At 39.7% G+C, this 14201-nt stretch carries 11 protein-coding genes, 8 tRNA genes and 2 rRNA genes; all 21 read left to right on the top strand.

Going from position 1 to position 14201, the window contains the following annotated elements; genetic code table 11:
- Positions 1-3 precede the first annotated feature (3 nt).
- Positions 4-546, top strand: coding sequence for a hypoxanthine phosphoribosyltransferase (gene hpt / locus CKV71_RS11610; RefSeq protein ID WP_095107346.1), 543 nt, complete (start codon positions 4-6; stop codon positions 544-546).
- Positions 547-662: 116 nt separating this feature from the next.
- A complete protein-coding gene (ftsH, locus tag CKV71_RS11605; RefSeq protein WP_095106930.1) occupies positions 663-2771 on the top strand; it encodes an ATP-dependent zinc metalloprotease FtsH in 2109 nt (702 codons plus the stop codon).
- A 148-nt stretch (positions 2772-2919) separates the two neighbouring features.
- On the top strand, positions 2920-3804 hold the full coding sequence (hslO, locus tag CKV71_RS11600; protein ID WP_095106926.1) for an Hsp33 family molecular chaperone HslO: 885 nt from the start codon (positions 2920-2922) through the stop codon (positions 3802-3804).
- A gap of 288 nt (positions 3805-4092) precedes the next feature.
- Positions 4093-5028, top strand: a complete 936-nt coding sequence (gene cysK, locus CKV71_RS11595; RefSeq protein ID WP_095106924.1) for a cysteine synthase A — start codon at positions 4093-4095, stop codon at positions 5026-5028.
- A 154-nt stretch (positions 5029-5182) separates the two neighbouring features.
- On the top strand, positions 5183-5965 hold the full coding sequence (gene folP / locus CKV71_RS11590) for a dihydropteroate synthase (RefSeq protein ID WP_095106922.1): 783 nt from the start codon (positions 5183-5185) through the stop codon (positions 5963-5965).
- Positions 5965-6339: a dihydroneopterin aldolase gene (gene folB, locus CKV71_RS11585; protein WP_095106920.1), complete on the top strand. Its 375-nt coding sequence runs from the start codon at positions 5965-5967 to the stop codon at positions 6337-6339. Before folP ends, folB begins: the two co-directional genes overlap by 1 nt.
- Positions 6332-6814, top strand: coding sequence for a 2-amino-4-hydroxy-6-hydroxymethyldihydropteridine diphosphokinase (gene folK / locus CKV71_RS11580; protein WP_095106919.1), 483 nt, complete (start codon positions 6332-6334; stop codon positions 6812-6814). Before folB ends, folK begins: the two co-directional genes overlap by 8 nt.
- Positions 6815-6837: 23 nt before the next feature.
- Positions 6838-7833: a tRNA dihydrouridine synthase DusB gene (dusB, locus tag CKV71_RS11575; protein ID WP_095106917.1), complete on the top strand. Its 996-nt coding sequence runs from the start codon at positions 6838-6840 to the stop codon at positions 7831-7833.
- 86 nt (positions 7834-7919) lie between these two features.
- Positions 7920-8084 (top strand): hypothetical protein, encoded by a 165-nt coding sequence (locus CKV71_RS12450; protein WP_157738603.1) that lies wholly within the window; start codon positions 7920-7922, stop codon positions 8082-8084.
- Between the two features lie 48 nt (positions 8085-8132).
- Complete coding sequence (locus CKV71_RS11570) at positions 8133-9242, top strand: RNA-guided endonuclease InsQ/TnpB family protein (RefSeq protein WP_095106916.1); 1110 nt, start codon at positions 8133-8135, stop codon at positions 9240-9242.
- Positions 9243-9440: 198 nt separating this feature from the next.
- Positions 9441-10937: a lysine--tRNA ligase gene (gene lysS, locus CKV71_RS11565; protein WP_095106914.1), complete on the top strand. Its 1497-nt coding sequence runs from the start codon at positions 9441-9443 to the stop codon at positions 10935-10937.
- A 562-nt stretch (positions 10938-11499) separates the two neighbouring features.
- Positions 11500-11614, top strand: a 5S ribosomal RNA gene (gene rrf, locus CKV71_RS11560).
- Between the two features lie 10 nt (positions 11615-11624).
- Positions 11625-11700: transfer RNA gene (locus CKV71_RS11555), tRNA-Val, on the top strand.
- Between the two features lie 7 nt (positions 11701-11707).
- A tRNA-Thr gene (locus CKV71_RS11550) sits at positions 11708-11783 on the top strand.
- Positions 11784-11795: 12 nt separating this feature from the next.
- Positions 11796-11868: transfer RNA gene (locus tag CKV71_RS11545), tRNA-Lys, on the top strand.
- A 29-nt stretch (positions 11869-11897) separates the two neighbouring features.
- Positions 11898-11972: transfer RNA gene (locus CKV71_RS11540), tRNA-Gly, on the top strand.
- Positions 11973-11979: 7 nt separating this feature from the next.
- Positions 11980-12068 (top strand) — tRNA-Leu (locus tag CKV71_RS11535).
- Positions 12069-12079: 11 nt separating this feature from the next.
- A tRNA-Arg gene (locus tag CKV71_RS11530) sits at positions 12080-12156 on the top strand.
- Between the two features lie 34 nt (positions 12157-12190).
- Positions 12191-12264, top strand: a tRNA-Pro gene (locus CKV71_RS11525).
- Between the two features lie 21 nt (positions 12265-12285).
- A tRNA-Ala gene (locus CKV71_RS11520) sits at positions 12286-12361 on the top strand.
- Positions 12362-12485: 124 nt separating this feature from the next.
- Positions 12486-14037 (top strand): 16S ribosomal RNA (locus CKV71_RS11515).
- Positions 14038-14201: the final 164 nt, after the last annotated feature.

Here is a 14201-nt window from a genome sequence, read left to right as displayed (position 1 = left end):
ATGATGAAAGATGATTTAAAGGAAATATTACTGACTGAAGATGAAATTCAGCAGATTTGCCGCCAGCTCGGCGCAGAAATTACAAAGGACTACAGAGGGAAAGACCTTGTTTGTATCGGTATCTTAAAAGGGTCTGCCATGTTTATGTCAGATTTAATCAAGCGTATTGATACGCATTTATCTATCGATTTCATGGATGTTTCCAGCTACCATGGCGGTACTGAATCGACAGGTGAAGTCAAAATCTTAAAAGATTTAGGCAGCTCAATTGAAAATAAAGATGTATTGATTATCGAAGATATCTTAGAAACAGGTACGACTTTGAAATCTATTACTGAGTTATTGAAATCACGTCGCGTCAACTCTTTAGAAATCGTTACTTTATTAGATAAACCAAACCGTCGCAAAGCAAATATCGAAGCAAAATATGTCGGTCGCAAAATTCCAGATGAGTTTGTGGTGGGTTATGGTTTAGATTATGCGGAATATTACCGTAATCTTCCATATGTCGGCACTTTGAAACCTGAAGTTTACGAAAATAAATAAACAATTGAATAATATGTATGGTCAAGTTTTTCTTAAAGTTGAAATACTAGCCATAAAAAGTTATATTGTGTTACAATTTTTGTTAGTTTTATTATTGGAGTAGGAGGAAAAAACGCATGCAGAAAGCTTTTCGCAATGTGCTTGTAATCGCAATCATTGGCGTTTTTATATTCGGTTTATTTTCCTGGCTGAATGGTAATGGCAATATGCCAAAGCAACTTTCTTATACACAATTCTCGAATAAACTCGAAAAAGGCGATTTGAAAACTTTAGAAATCCAGCCTGAACAGAATGTGTATCTAGTAAGCGGAAAAACCAAGAACGGTGAAGATTATTCTTCAACGATGCTATATAATAACCAAAAAGACTTACAAAAAGTCACAGATGAAGCACACAAACAAAAAGATTTGAAGTTTACAGTTAAAGAAGAAGAAAAACAAAGCGTATTTGTAAGTATTCTTTCAACATTGATTCCAGTATTGGTTATTGCTTTATTATTTATTTTCTTCCTTAGTCAAGCACAAGGCGGCGGTGGCGGCGGCCGTATGATGAACTTTGGTAAATCCAAAGCGAAAATGTACGATAACCAAAAACGCCGTGTACGTTTCTCAGACGTAGCCGGTGCAGATGAGGAAAAACAAGAATTAATCGAAATTGTAGATTTCTTGAAAGACAATAAGAAATTTAAAGATATGGGCTCTAGAATTCCAAAAGGGGTACTTCTAGTAGGGCCTCCAGGTACAGGTAAAACATTGCTTGCACGTGCAGTTGCAGGTGAAGCAGGTGTGCCATTCTTCTCAATCAGTGGTTCTGATTTCGTTGAAATGTTTGTCGGTGTCGGTGCAAGCCGTGTCCGCGACTTATTCGAAAATGCTAAGAAGAATGCACCTTGTATCATTTTCATCGATGAAATTGACGCAGTAGGACGCCAACGTGGTGCAGGTGTCGGCGGCGGTCACGATGAACGTGAACAAACGTTGAACCAATTACTAGTAGAAATGGATGGCTTCGGCGAAAATGAAGGTATTATCATGATTGCCGCTACAAACCGTCCTGATATCTTAGACCCAGCGTTATTACGTCCAGGTCGTTTCGACAGACAAATCCAAGTCGGACGTCCAGATGTTAAAGGCCGTGAAGCCATTCTATATGTACATGCTAGAAACAAACCTCTAGATGAAACAGTAGATTTGAAAGCTATCGCACAAAGAACACCAGGCTTCTCTGGCGCCGATTTAGAAAACTTGCTGAACGAAGCGTCATTAATTGCAGTGCGTGACGGCAAGAAGAAAATCGATATGCGTGATATTGAAGAAGCAACAGACCGCGTTATCGCAGGTCCAGCTAAAAAATCACGTGTTATTTCTGAAAAAGAACGTAATATCGTGGCACATCATGAAGCCGGTCATACGATTATCGGTATGGTCTTGGATGAAGCAGAAGTGGTACACAAAGTTACCATTGTTCCGCGCGGTCAAGCTGGCGGATATGCAATGATGCTTCCTAAACAAGATCGTTTCTTAATGACTGAACCAGAATTGCTTGATAAAATCTGCGGCTTATTAGGTGGTCGTGTATCAGAGGATATCAACTTTAATGAAGTCTCTACAGGTGCATCGAACGACTTTGAACGTGCAACACAAATTGCGCGCTCTATGGTAACTGAATACGGTATGAGTAAGAAACTCGGACCAATGCAGTTTACTAAAGGAAGCGGTCAAGTCTTCTTAGGTAAAGATATGCAAGGCGACCCAGAATATTCTGGCCAAATTGCTTATGAAATCGATAAAGAAGTACAACGTATCATTAAAGAACAATATGAACGTTGTAAACAAATCTTGACTGAGCACTTGGATCAACTTAAATTGATTGCTAAAACATTGTTGACTGAAGAAACTTTAGTACGTGAACAAATCCATTCATTATTCTACGATGGCAAATTGCCTGAAGTGAACTATGATGACGCTAAAGTGGTCAACCATGGTAATGAAGACTTCAAAGAAGGTAAGTTCGGCAAGTCTTATGACGAAATTCTTGATGAAGTGCAAGACGAAGATAAAAAGTATCAAGAAGAAGAAGCTGAAGTAGACGAACAAGAAAAACAACAAAAAGAATACGAAGAACATAAGCGCGAAGACACACAACGTGACAACGATGCTTATGATACAAATCATCGTGATAATCATTCATCAGATTCTGATAAAAATGACCGTCGCAACGATTAATCGTTAACTTATTGTTGGAAATCAAATAATGTAGTTTAAAATCTCTTTCTGCTATCATGAGAATACGCAGGAAGAGATTTTTTGAACTGAAATAAATAAGACGAGTGAAGTATGAAATATATAAACTAAGTAAGAGGAGTAATTAAGAATGACACAAGATTATATCGTAAAAGCATTAGCATTTGATGGTGATATCCGTGCTTATGCAGCGGTTACCACAAATGCGGTGCAAGAAGCGCAAACAAGACACTACACATGGCCGACAGCATCCGCAGCGCTAGGTCGTACGATGACTGCCACAGCCATGATGGGTGCAATGTTGAAAGGCGAACAGAAATTAACAGTAACGGTAGATGGACATGGCCCTATCGGACGTATTGTAGCGGATGCAAATGCTAAAGGAGACATTCGCGGCTATGTTACAAATCCACAAACACATTTCCCATTAAATGAACAAGGCAAATTAGATGTACGTCGTGCAGTGGGTACAGATGGTACATTGACAGTCGTCAAAGATGTCGGCTTGAAAGATTATTTCTCAGGTTCAAGTCCAATTGTTTCTGGTGAACTTGGAGAAGACTTTACGTATTACTATGCAACAAGTGAACAAGTACCTTCTTCAGTAGGACTTGGTGTGCTAGTTAATCCAGATAATTCGATTAAAGCTGCAGGCGGTTTCATCATTCAAGTCATGCCGAATGCGAAAGAAGAAACAATCGATCAAGTTGAGAAAGCAATCGGCAACATGACTCCTGTTTCAAAATTAATTGATCAAGGATTGTCTCCTGAAGAGTTGTTAACAGAAATCCTTGGTAAAGAAAACGTGAAATTCTTAGAAACAGTGCCTGTTAAATTTGAATGTAACTGCAGCCATGAAAAATTCTTAAATGCCATCAAAGGATTAGGAGAAGCTGAGATTCAAGCGATGATTGATGAAGACCATGGTGCAGAAGCAGAATGCCATTTCTGCCGTGCTAAATATCAATATAGCGAAGCGGAACTTAAAGGATTAATTGAAGAACTCAATGCATAAATATTAAATGCTAAGCGGATTCAATGCTGAAATTCAAGCATTGGATTCGCTTTTTTTACGGGTTTTCTTTTTCAAAAAGAGGAAATATAAAAGAATAGAGACAATCAGCTTGTGATTTGTCATACAAGTCTGATAAAATAATAATATCCGATGAAATAGCTAAGGTATATTTGAAATAGAATTAAATATTAATTGAGATGCGATAAATGGGGCTTTAAGTATAGTGAAATCTGCATCTCGACAGTTTGTTTTTCAATATCTTTTTAACTAAAAAAGGAGTGTTTTTTTATGGCAAAGAAACCTGTAGATAATATTGTTCAAATAATTGGAGATACACCCGTTGTTAAACTACGCAATGTAGTACCTGAAGACGCAGCTGATGTTTATGTGAAATTAGAATATCAAAATCCAGGCGGCTCAGTTAAAGACCGTATTGCTTTAGCAATGATTGAAAAAGCTGAAAGAGAAGGCGCAATTAAACCAGGCGATACAATTGTAGAACCAACAAGTGGTAACACTGGTATCGGTTTAGCATTCGTTGCAGCTGCAAAAGGTTATAATGCGGTCTTTACAATGCCAGAAACAATGAGTATAGAACGTCGTAACTTATTAAAAGCATATGGCGCAGAAGTAGTATTAACACCTGGATCAGAAGCGATGAAAGGTGCAATTAAAAAAGCTAAAGAATTAAAAGAGGAATACGGTTATTACGAACCTCAACAATTCGAAAACCCTGCAAACCCACTTGTGCATGAATTGACAACTGGTCCAGAATTAGTAGAACAATTCGAAGATAGAACAATCGATGCTTTCTTAGCAGGTGTCGGTACAGGCGGAACATTGACAGGTGTCGGCAAAGTCTTGAAAAAACAATATCCAGACATTGATATTGTAGCAATCGAACCAGAAGATTCACCTGTATTAAGCGGCGGAGAACCTGGACCACACAAATTACAAGGTTTAGGTGCAGGATTTGTTCCTGATACTTTAGACACTCAAATTTATGATGAAGTTATCAAAGTAGGCAATGAAATTGCGATGGAAACTTCTCGTCGTGTTGCTAAAGAAGAAGGTATCTTAGCAGGTATTTCTTCAGGAGCTGCTATTCACGCTGCAATTCAAAAAGCTAAAGAATTAGGCAAAGGTAAAACAGTGGTTACTGTATTGCCAAGTAATGGCGAACGTTATCTTTCAACTCCGCTGTATTCTTTTGAAGAAAAATAAGCAGACGGTAATACAGCTGTCAGCAGTACACTCAAAACAGAGGGTGCTGCGGCAGCTTTTTTTATTTAAGAATTTAATTTTTGAAAACTAATACATTCGGTCATTAATCGAAGTTTGCTATAATGAGAGCATATATTTCGAAAGGAAGGTCATCATGGCACATACAAAGATTATGGGAATTTTGAATGTCACACCGGATTCTTTTTCAGATGGTGGAAAGTATAATTCAGTAGAGGCAGCTGTTGCCCGTGTGAAAGAAATGATGGATGAAGGTGTCGATATTGTGGATATCGGAGGCGTTTCCACTCGTCCAGGACATAGCGAGGTAACTTTAGAAGACGAATTAGAACGTGTCATTCCAGTAGTACGCGCACTTTCTGACTTTAATGTTCAACTTTCAGTGGATACTTTCAGAAGCGAAGTGGCAGAACAAGCTTTAGAAGCTGGTGCAACCATGATTAATGATCAATGGGCAGGCTTGTATGATTCTAAAATGTTTGAAACCGTAGCACGCTATAATGCAGAAATTGTATTGATGCATAATGGAGACGGCGAACGTGATGAACCTATTATGGATGAAATGTTATTGTATTTATTAAAACAAGCTAATCGTGCAGAAGAAGCAGGCATTGCGCATGATAATATTTGGATTGACCCAGGCATTGGGTTCGCTAAAAGCAGAGCAGAAGAGCGTACGGTAATGAATCGGTTAGATGAGCTTGTAGCAACTGAGTATCCTGTATTATTAGCAACGAGCCGTAAACGTTTCATCAAAGAAATGATCGAAACAGACTCTCGTCCAGAAGACCGCGATGAAGCAACAGCCGCTACGACTGCTTATGGTATTATGCAGGGAGTCAAAGCTGTCAGAGTACATAATGTTAAACTGAATGCGCGTATTGCTCAAGGTATAGATTACTTGAAGGAGAATGAATAATGGCAGATACGATATTTCTTAATGGCATGCGCTTTTACGGTTATCACGGAGTATTGCAAGCCGAAAATGATATCGGACAGATATTCGTTGTAGATATTACTTTGAAAGTAGATTTAATAGCAGCAGGAGCTTCAGATGCTGTAGAAGATACAGTGAATTATGCTGAAGTTTACGCAGACGTGAAAGAGATAATGGAAGGTGAACCTAAGAATTTGCTCGAACATTTAGCTACGCTTATTGCAAAACGTATAAATTCACACTATAATCGGGTATTGGAAACTAAAGTGAGAATTACAAAAGAAACACCACCTATTCCAGGTCACTATGACGGAGTGGGAATTGAAATAACGAGGGTGAATGCTGAGCATGACTAAAGTTTATTTAGGCTTAGGCAGTAATGTCGGAGATAGAGAACAACAATTGAATGAAGCACTTCGTTTATTAGATGCACAACCAGGTATTCAAGTAACTCAAGTTTCTTCACTTTTTGAAACAGCGCCAGTCGGCTATGTCGACCAGCCTGATTTTTTTAATTTATGCGCAGAAATTGAAACGCATTTAACACCGCAAGAGGTTTTAGATTGTGGTTTGAAGATAGAACAGCAATTACATCGTGTTCGCAAGGAACGATGGGGACCGCGCACATTAGATATAGATATTTTACTTTATGGTAATGAAATCATTGAAAATCAAGCACTGAGCATTCCTCATCCTAGAATGGCAGAACGTGCCTTTGTCTTGGTTCCTTTGCAAGAAATTGCACCTGAAGTGATTCATCCATTGAAACAGACGAAGATTAAAGATATTGAAGTTCCTGATGAAACTGTGACTAAGTATCATAAACGTTAGAGAAAGATTGAGAGGTAGTTATTATGTGGAAGATTGGAGATGTAGAAATCGACAATAGAGTCGTGCTTGCTCCGATGGCCGGAGTTTGCAACTCTGCATTCAGATTAACAGTTAAAGAGTTTGGCGCAGGATTAGTATGTGCTGAAATGGTCAGTGATAAGGCCATCTTGTTTAATAATCCTAAAACGATGAATATGTTGTATATTGATGAGAATGAACGTCCATTATCCTTGCAGATTTTTGGCGGAGAAAAAGAAACATTGGTAGAAGCGGCAGTTTATGTCGATCAAAATACAACTGCTGATATTATTGATATCAATATGGGATGTCCCGTTAATAAGATTATACGTTGTGAAGCGGGCGCCCGTTGGTTGTTAGACCCTAATAAAATTTATGAAATGGTCTCTGCTGTAACTGAAAAAGTCAGCAAACCAGTGACGTGCAAAATGCGTATCGGCTGGGATGAAGATCATATTTATGCTGTTGAAAATGCAAAAGCAGCAGAGCGTGCAGGCGCAGCAGCTATTTCATTACATGGACGTACACGTGTCCAAATGTATGAAGGTCACGCAGATTGGGATATTATCAAACAGGTGAAAGAAGCGGTTAACATTCCAGTTATCGGGAATGGTGATGTAACAAGCCCTGAACTCGCACAAAAAATGTTAGACGAAACGGGCGTAGATGCTGTTATGATTGGTCGCGAGGCTTTAGGAAATCCTTGGATGATTTATCGTACAGTGCATTATTTAGAAACAGGCGAATTGATGGATGAGCCTACCGTAAAAGAAAAAGTAGAAATTGCTTTATTACATTTGCGTCGACTAGTAGAATTAAAAGGTGAGAAGATTGGTGTTATGGAAATGCGTAAACACGCTTCTTGGTATTTGAAAGGCGTGAAAGGGAACGGAAAAGCCCGTAAAGCATTGAACCAAGCAAACACTGAACAAGAAATGATTGATATTCTGCAGAATTTCCAGGCAGAATCAACTGCAGCAACAGCAACCCAACAAGCTTAAAGGAGGAGCAAGATTGTTACTAAAAATATAAGCAAACGATTATAAGCATATCCAAACATATTTATAATTCAATTGAGGTGACAATGATGTATAAGACTAAAGAAATAATTGGAAAATTAAGCAGTGCTGTTTCCAAACCATCTAATCGTAAATATACAGCATACAGTCGAGATACGAACCCATCGCAATCTGATGCATTACAAAATCAATTTGAAATTTTAACACATCACCGTAACTATTCATACTTTTAGCGACTGTATCTATGGTTTTTGTCAATTGAAAAAAGAGGGTGGTAAAATATGCTGAGAGCTTTTAGAACCGAAATCAATCCTTCTTTTGGACAACGACAAACCATCAACCAAACTATCGGCACATGCCGTTGGATGTACAACAAATTTATCGAGACTAACCAGAATTTCCATAAAACCGGGCACTCATACATGAACGGTTTTGCCTTCAGCAAATGGATGAACAATGTATATCTTCCAAGTCATCCGGATAAACATTGGGTTAAACAAAGTGCCAGCAAAGCCGTCAAACAATCCATTATGAATGCACATCGTGCTTATCAGACATTTTTCAAAAATAAACAAGGTTATCCGAAGTTTAAAAAGAAATCAGGCATTGGAAGCTATTATTTGATCGGTACAATCCATGTACAACGGCATCGCATCCAATTGCCGAAGCTGGGATGGGTTAAATTAAAAGAAAAAGGTTACATTCCAACAAATAATATAAAATCTGCCACTATTGTTAAAGAATATGACAGATATTATGTCTCGGTATTAGTTGATCAACCTCCTTCTCCTGTTTTTAAATCCAAACAGACAGAAGGCATCGGTATCGATTTGGGATTAAAAGAAGCTGTATTCACACCCTCCGGTGTGAAAATCAGAAGTTTCAAAACAAATCAAATGATTGTTAAACTTGATAAATCTTTGAAACGACAGCAGCGAAAATTATCCAGAAAGAAAAAAGGCTCTCATAATTGGTATAAACAATTGTTGAAAGTACAAAGATTATACCGATGCATTAAAAACATTAAAAGAAATATCAAACGCAAAGGCATACTCTCTATTGTCCGCACAAATCCGCAATTTATTACCGTTGAAAATTTGAACATCAAAGGTATGATGAGAAACAAAAGATTGGCCAATAGTTTTCAACAGATCGGACTCGGCTGCATTGTTGAATGGTTAAAAATCAAATGTCAAGATTATGGTATTGAATTACGCCAAGTCGACAGATTTTATCCCTCCAGTCAAATATGTTCGGATTGCTGCCACATACAACCCATGCCTTTGAATCAAAGAACGTACCATTGTCCTCATTGCGGAATGATTAAAGACAGAGATATCAATGCCAGTATTAATTTAAAGCAAGCAACAGATTACACCGTGATAGTGTAATAAAAATAACGAAAGGAAAACTGCTAAAAGATTATCACACAATTTAAATGTATCTACAAAGTTTCAAACTACGGTGGGCTACATCGGAAGTAACGCTCTGGGAGAGGTTCATAGACCTGATTTCAAATGAAATCAACCTCGTTGAAAAGAGAAACTCTCTAATGACATTTAAATATGTTTTTAGTAGCAGAGGTAACAATGTCAGAAGAAATGAATGACCAAATGCAGGTCCGCCGTCAAAAATTACAAGAATTAATCGATTTAGGAATTGATCCTTTCGGTAAACGTTTTGAACGTACAGCAGATGCTGAAGAATTAAAAGAAAAATGGGATCGATTTTCTAAAGAAGAATTACATGAAAAAGAAGATGAGCCAGAAGCACACGTAGCGATTGCTGGCCGTTTAATGACTAAACGCGGTAAAGGTAAAGCGGGCTTTGCACATATCCAAGATTTATCAGGACAAATCCAAATTTATGTGCGTAAAGACCAAGTTGGTGAAGAACAATTTGCAATTTGGAAAATGGCTGATTTAGGCGACATCGTAGGTATCGAAGGTGTAATGTTCAAAACTAACACAGGTGAACTTAGTGTTAAAGCTAAATCATTTACATTGTTATCAAAATCATTACGTCCATTACCAGACAAATTCCATGGTTTGCAAGACGTAGAACAACGCTATCGCCAACGTTATTTAGATTTAATTACAAACCAAGAAAGTACACAAACTTTCATTAACCGTAGTAAAATCATCCAAGAAATGCGTAATTATCTAAATGATAAAGGTTTCTTAGAAGTTGAAACACCAATGATGCACCAAATCGCAGGTGGTGCTGCTGCACGCCCATTCGTAACACATCACAATGCATTAGATGCAACGTTATATATGCGTATTGCAATTGAGTTGCACTTAAAACGTCTTATTGTAGGCGGATTGGAAAAAGTATATGAAATTGGTCGCGTCTTCCGTAACGAAGGTGTATCAACAAGACATAATCCTGAATTTACGATGATTGAATTATATGAAGCCTATGCTGATTTCCATGATATTATGGATTTAACAGAAGGTACTATCCGACACATTTCTAAAAAAGTATTAGGTACAGCAGTTGTGCCTTATGGAGAATACGAAGTAGATTTAGATTCACCATGGAAACGTGTCCACATTGTAGACGCTGTAAAAGAAGCAACAGGTGTGAACTTCTTTGATGTAAAATCTGATGAAGAAGCACGTGAACTTGCGAAAGAACATAATATCGAAATAACAGATCATATGACTTATGGACATATCTTGAATGAGTTCTTTGAACAAAAAGTTGAAGAAACGCTTATTCAACCAACATTCGTTTATGGTCATCCAATCGAAATTTCTCCATTAGCTAAGAAAAATCCAGAAGACCCTAGATTTACAGACCGTTTTGAATTGTTTATCGTAGGTCGTGAACATGCAAACGCATTTACAGAGTTAAATGACCCTATCGATCAAAGAGAAAGATTCGAAGCACAATTAAAAGAGAAAGAGCAAGGCAACGATGAAGCACACGAAATGGATGAAGACTACATTGAAGCATTGGAATACGGTATGCCTCCAACAGGCGGACTAGGAATTGGTATTGATAGACTTGTAATGCTGTTAACTAATTCACCATCTATCAGAGACGTGTTATTATTCCCATACATGCGCCAGAAACAATAAAATTAGAAGTAAAGTGATCGGGGAGTTCGGCAGAATAATAATATATTGTTCTACCTCCCTCTAAAAGCTAACCAGAATAGAAAGAAGCCTAAAATAAATACACATTCTATTTAGATAGCTATTATCAACTCAAGAGAAAGAGACCGGAACATGATGTTATTCCGGTCTCTTTTAATATTATAGGAAGGGTAATAAACTAGTTTCAGCATCTCAAAGTGCTGATATTAAACGCATATTACAAAAGCTTAAAAGAATTTCAAAAAACTTAAGAAAAACCCTTGCATTAATTTTTAAAGCGTGTATAATTGTTAATTGTTCTGATAAATAAAGCAACAATTTATGAGCGTTTTTGCATGAATATGAATGATTCAAAAAAACATTCTAAAAAAGTGTTGACAAAGACTTTGAGATGTAGTAATATATAAGAGTCGTCAAAAAGAACGCGTTACACATTTGTAAATAAGATTTTAACTGAGTGTAAAATTGACTATTGCAAATGTTAAGAAAACCAGTTAATATAGTTTAAGTGGAAAACACGAAAAACTACATTAACAATACATTGTCTGGTGACAATGGCAAAGAGGTCACACCTGTTCCCATGCCGAACACAGAAGTTAAGCTCTTTAGCGCCGATGGTAGTCGGACTTACGTTCCGCAAGAGTAGGACGTTGCCAGGCAATATAATTCGGAGAATTAGCTCAGCTGGGAGAGCATCTGCCTTACAAGCAGAGGGTCGGCGGTTCGAACCCGTCATTCTCCACCATTTAGTAGCCGGCCTAGCTCAACTGGTAGAGCAACTGACTTGTAATCAGTAGGTTGGGGGTTCAAGTCCTCTGGCCGGCACCATCTTAATCTTTTGAGCCATTAGCTCAGTTGGTAGAGCATCTGACTTTTAATCAGAGGGTCAGAGGTTCGAATCCTCTATGGCTCATCAGTTTTCCATTATACTTACAAAATAATGCAGAAGTAGTTCAGCGGTAGAATACAACCTTGCCAAGGTTGGGGTCGCGGGTTCGAATCCCGTCTTCTGCTCCATTATTTTGCCGGGGTGGCGGAACTGGCAGACGCACAGGACTTAAAATCCTGCGGTAAGTGATTACCGTACCGGTTCGATTCCGGTCCTCGGCACCATATAAATATTAGCGCCCGTAGCTCAACTGGATAGAGCGTTTGACTACGGATCAAGAGGTTATGGGTTCGACTCCTATCGGGCGCGCCATTTATAATTTTATTACCATTACATAATTGAATGACGGGAAGTAGCTCAGCTTGGTAGAGCACTTGGTTTGGGACCAAGGGGTCGCAGGTTCGAATCCTGTCTTCCCGACTCTTATTTGATTGTTATATTGGGGGCTTAGCTCAGCTGGGAGAGCGCCTGCTTTGCACGCAGGAGGTCAGCGGTTCGATCCCGCTAGTCTCCACCATTTATATTAAAATGAACATTGAAAACTGAATGACAATATGTCAACGTTAATTCCAATTAACAAACGTCTTGGACGTTTTAAAACAAATTAGTTTTTTATGAGCTAGTCAAACAAATCATAAACTTTTATGGAGAGTTTGATCCTGGCTCAGGATGAACGCTGGCGGCGTGCCTAATACATGCAAGTCGAGCGAACAGACGAGGAGCTTGCTCCTCTGACGTTAGCGGCGGACGGGTGAGTAACACGTGGGTAACCTACCTATAAGACTGGAATAACTCCGGGAAACCGGGGCTAATGCCGGATAATATGCGGAACCGCATGGTTCCGCAATGAAAGATGGTTTTGCTGTCACTTATAGATGGACCCGCGCCGTATTAGCTAGTTGGTAAGGTAACGGCTTACCAAGGCAACGATACGTAGCCGACCTGAGAGGGTGATCGGCCACACTGGAACTGAGACACGGTCCAGACTCCTACGGGAGGCAGCAGTAGGGAATCTTCCGCAATGGGCGAAAGCCTGACGGAGCAACGCCGCGTGAGTGATGAAGGTCTTCGGATCGTAAAACTCTGTTATTAGGGAAGAATAAGTGCGTAGGTAACTATGCGCACCTTGACGGTACCTAATCAGAAAGCCACGGCTAACTACGTGCCAGCAGCCGCGGTAATACGTAGGTGGCAAGCGTTATCCGGAATTATTGGGCGTAAAGCGCGCGTAGGCGGTTTTTTAAGTCTGATGTGAAAGCCCACGGCTCAACCGTGGAGGGTCATTGGAAACTGGAAAACTTGAGTGCAGAAGAGGAAAGTGGAATTCCATGTGTAGCGGTGAAATGCGCAGAGATATGGAGGAACACCAGTGGCGAAGGCGACTTTCTGGTCTGCAACTGACGCTGATGTGCGAAAGCGTGGGGATCAAACAGGATTAGATACCCTGGTAGTCCACGCCGTAAACGATGAGTGCTAAGTGTTAGGGGGTTTCCGCCCCTTAGTGCTGCAGCTAACGCATTAAGCACTCCGCCTGGGGAGTACGGCCGCAAGGCTGAAACTCAAAGGAATTGACGGGGACCCGCACAAGCGGTGGAGCATGTGGTTTAATTCGAAGCAACGCGAAGAACCTTACCAAATCTTGACATCCTTTGACCGCTCTAGAGATAGAGTCTTCCCCTTCGGGGGACAAAGTGACAGGTGGTGCATGGTTGTCGTCAGCTCGTGTCGTGAGATGTTGGGTTAAGTCCCGCAACGAGCGCAACCCTTAAGCTTAGTTGCCAGCATTAAGTTGGGCACTCTAAGTTGACTGCCGGTGACAAACCGGAGGAAGGTGGGGATGACGTCAAATCATCATGCCCCTTATGATTTGGGCTACACACGTGCTACAATGGACAGTACAAAGGGCAGCGAAACCGCGAGGTCAAGCAAATCCCATAAAGCTGTTCTCAGTTCGGATTGTAGTCTGCAACTCGACTACATGAAGCTGGAATCGCTAGTAATCGTAGATCAGCATGCTACGGTGAATACGTTCCCGGGTCTTGTACACACCGCCCGTCACACCACGAGAGTTCGTAACACCCGAAGCCGGTGGAGTAACCTTTTAGGAGCTAGCCGTCGAAGGTGGGACGAATGATTGGGGTGAAGTCGTAACAAGGTAGCCGTATCGGAAGGTGCGGCTGGATCACCTCCTTTCTAAGGATATATACGGAACAGTTTCAACAGAAACTGACGGAATAACGTGACATATTGTATTCAGTTTTGAATGCTCATACGAGTATTCATGATTGTACATTGAAAACTAGATAAGTAAGTAAAAAATAGATTTTACCAAGCAAAACCGAGTGAATTAGAGTTTT

Source organism: Staphylococcus piscifermentans, from assembly GCF_900186985.1.
Taxonomy (GTDB): domain Bacteria; phylum Bacillota; class Bacilli; order Staphylococcales; family Staphylococcaceae; genus Staphylococcus; species Staphylococcus piscifermentans.
This window is presented reverse-complemented; position numbering and strand designations above follow the sequence as displayed.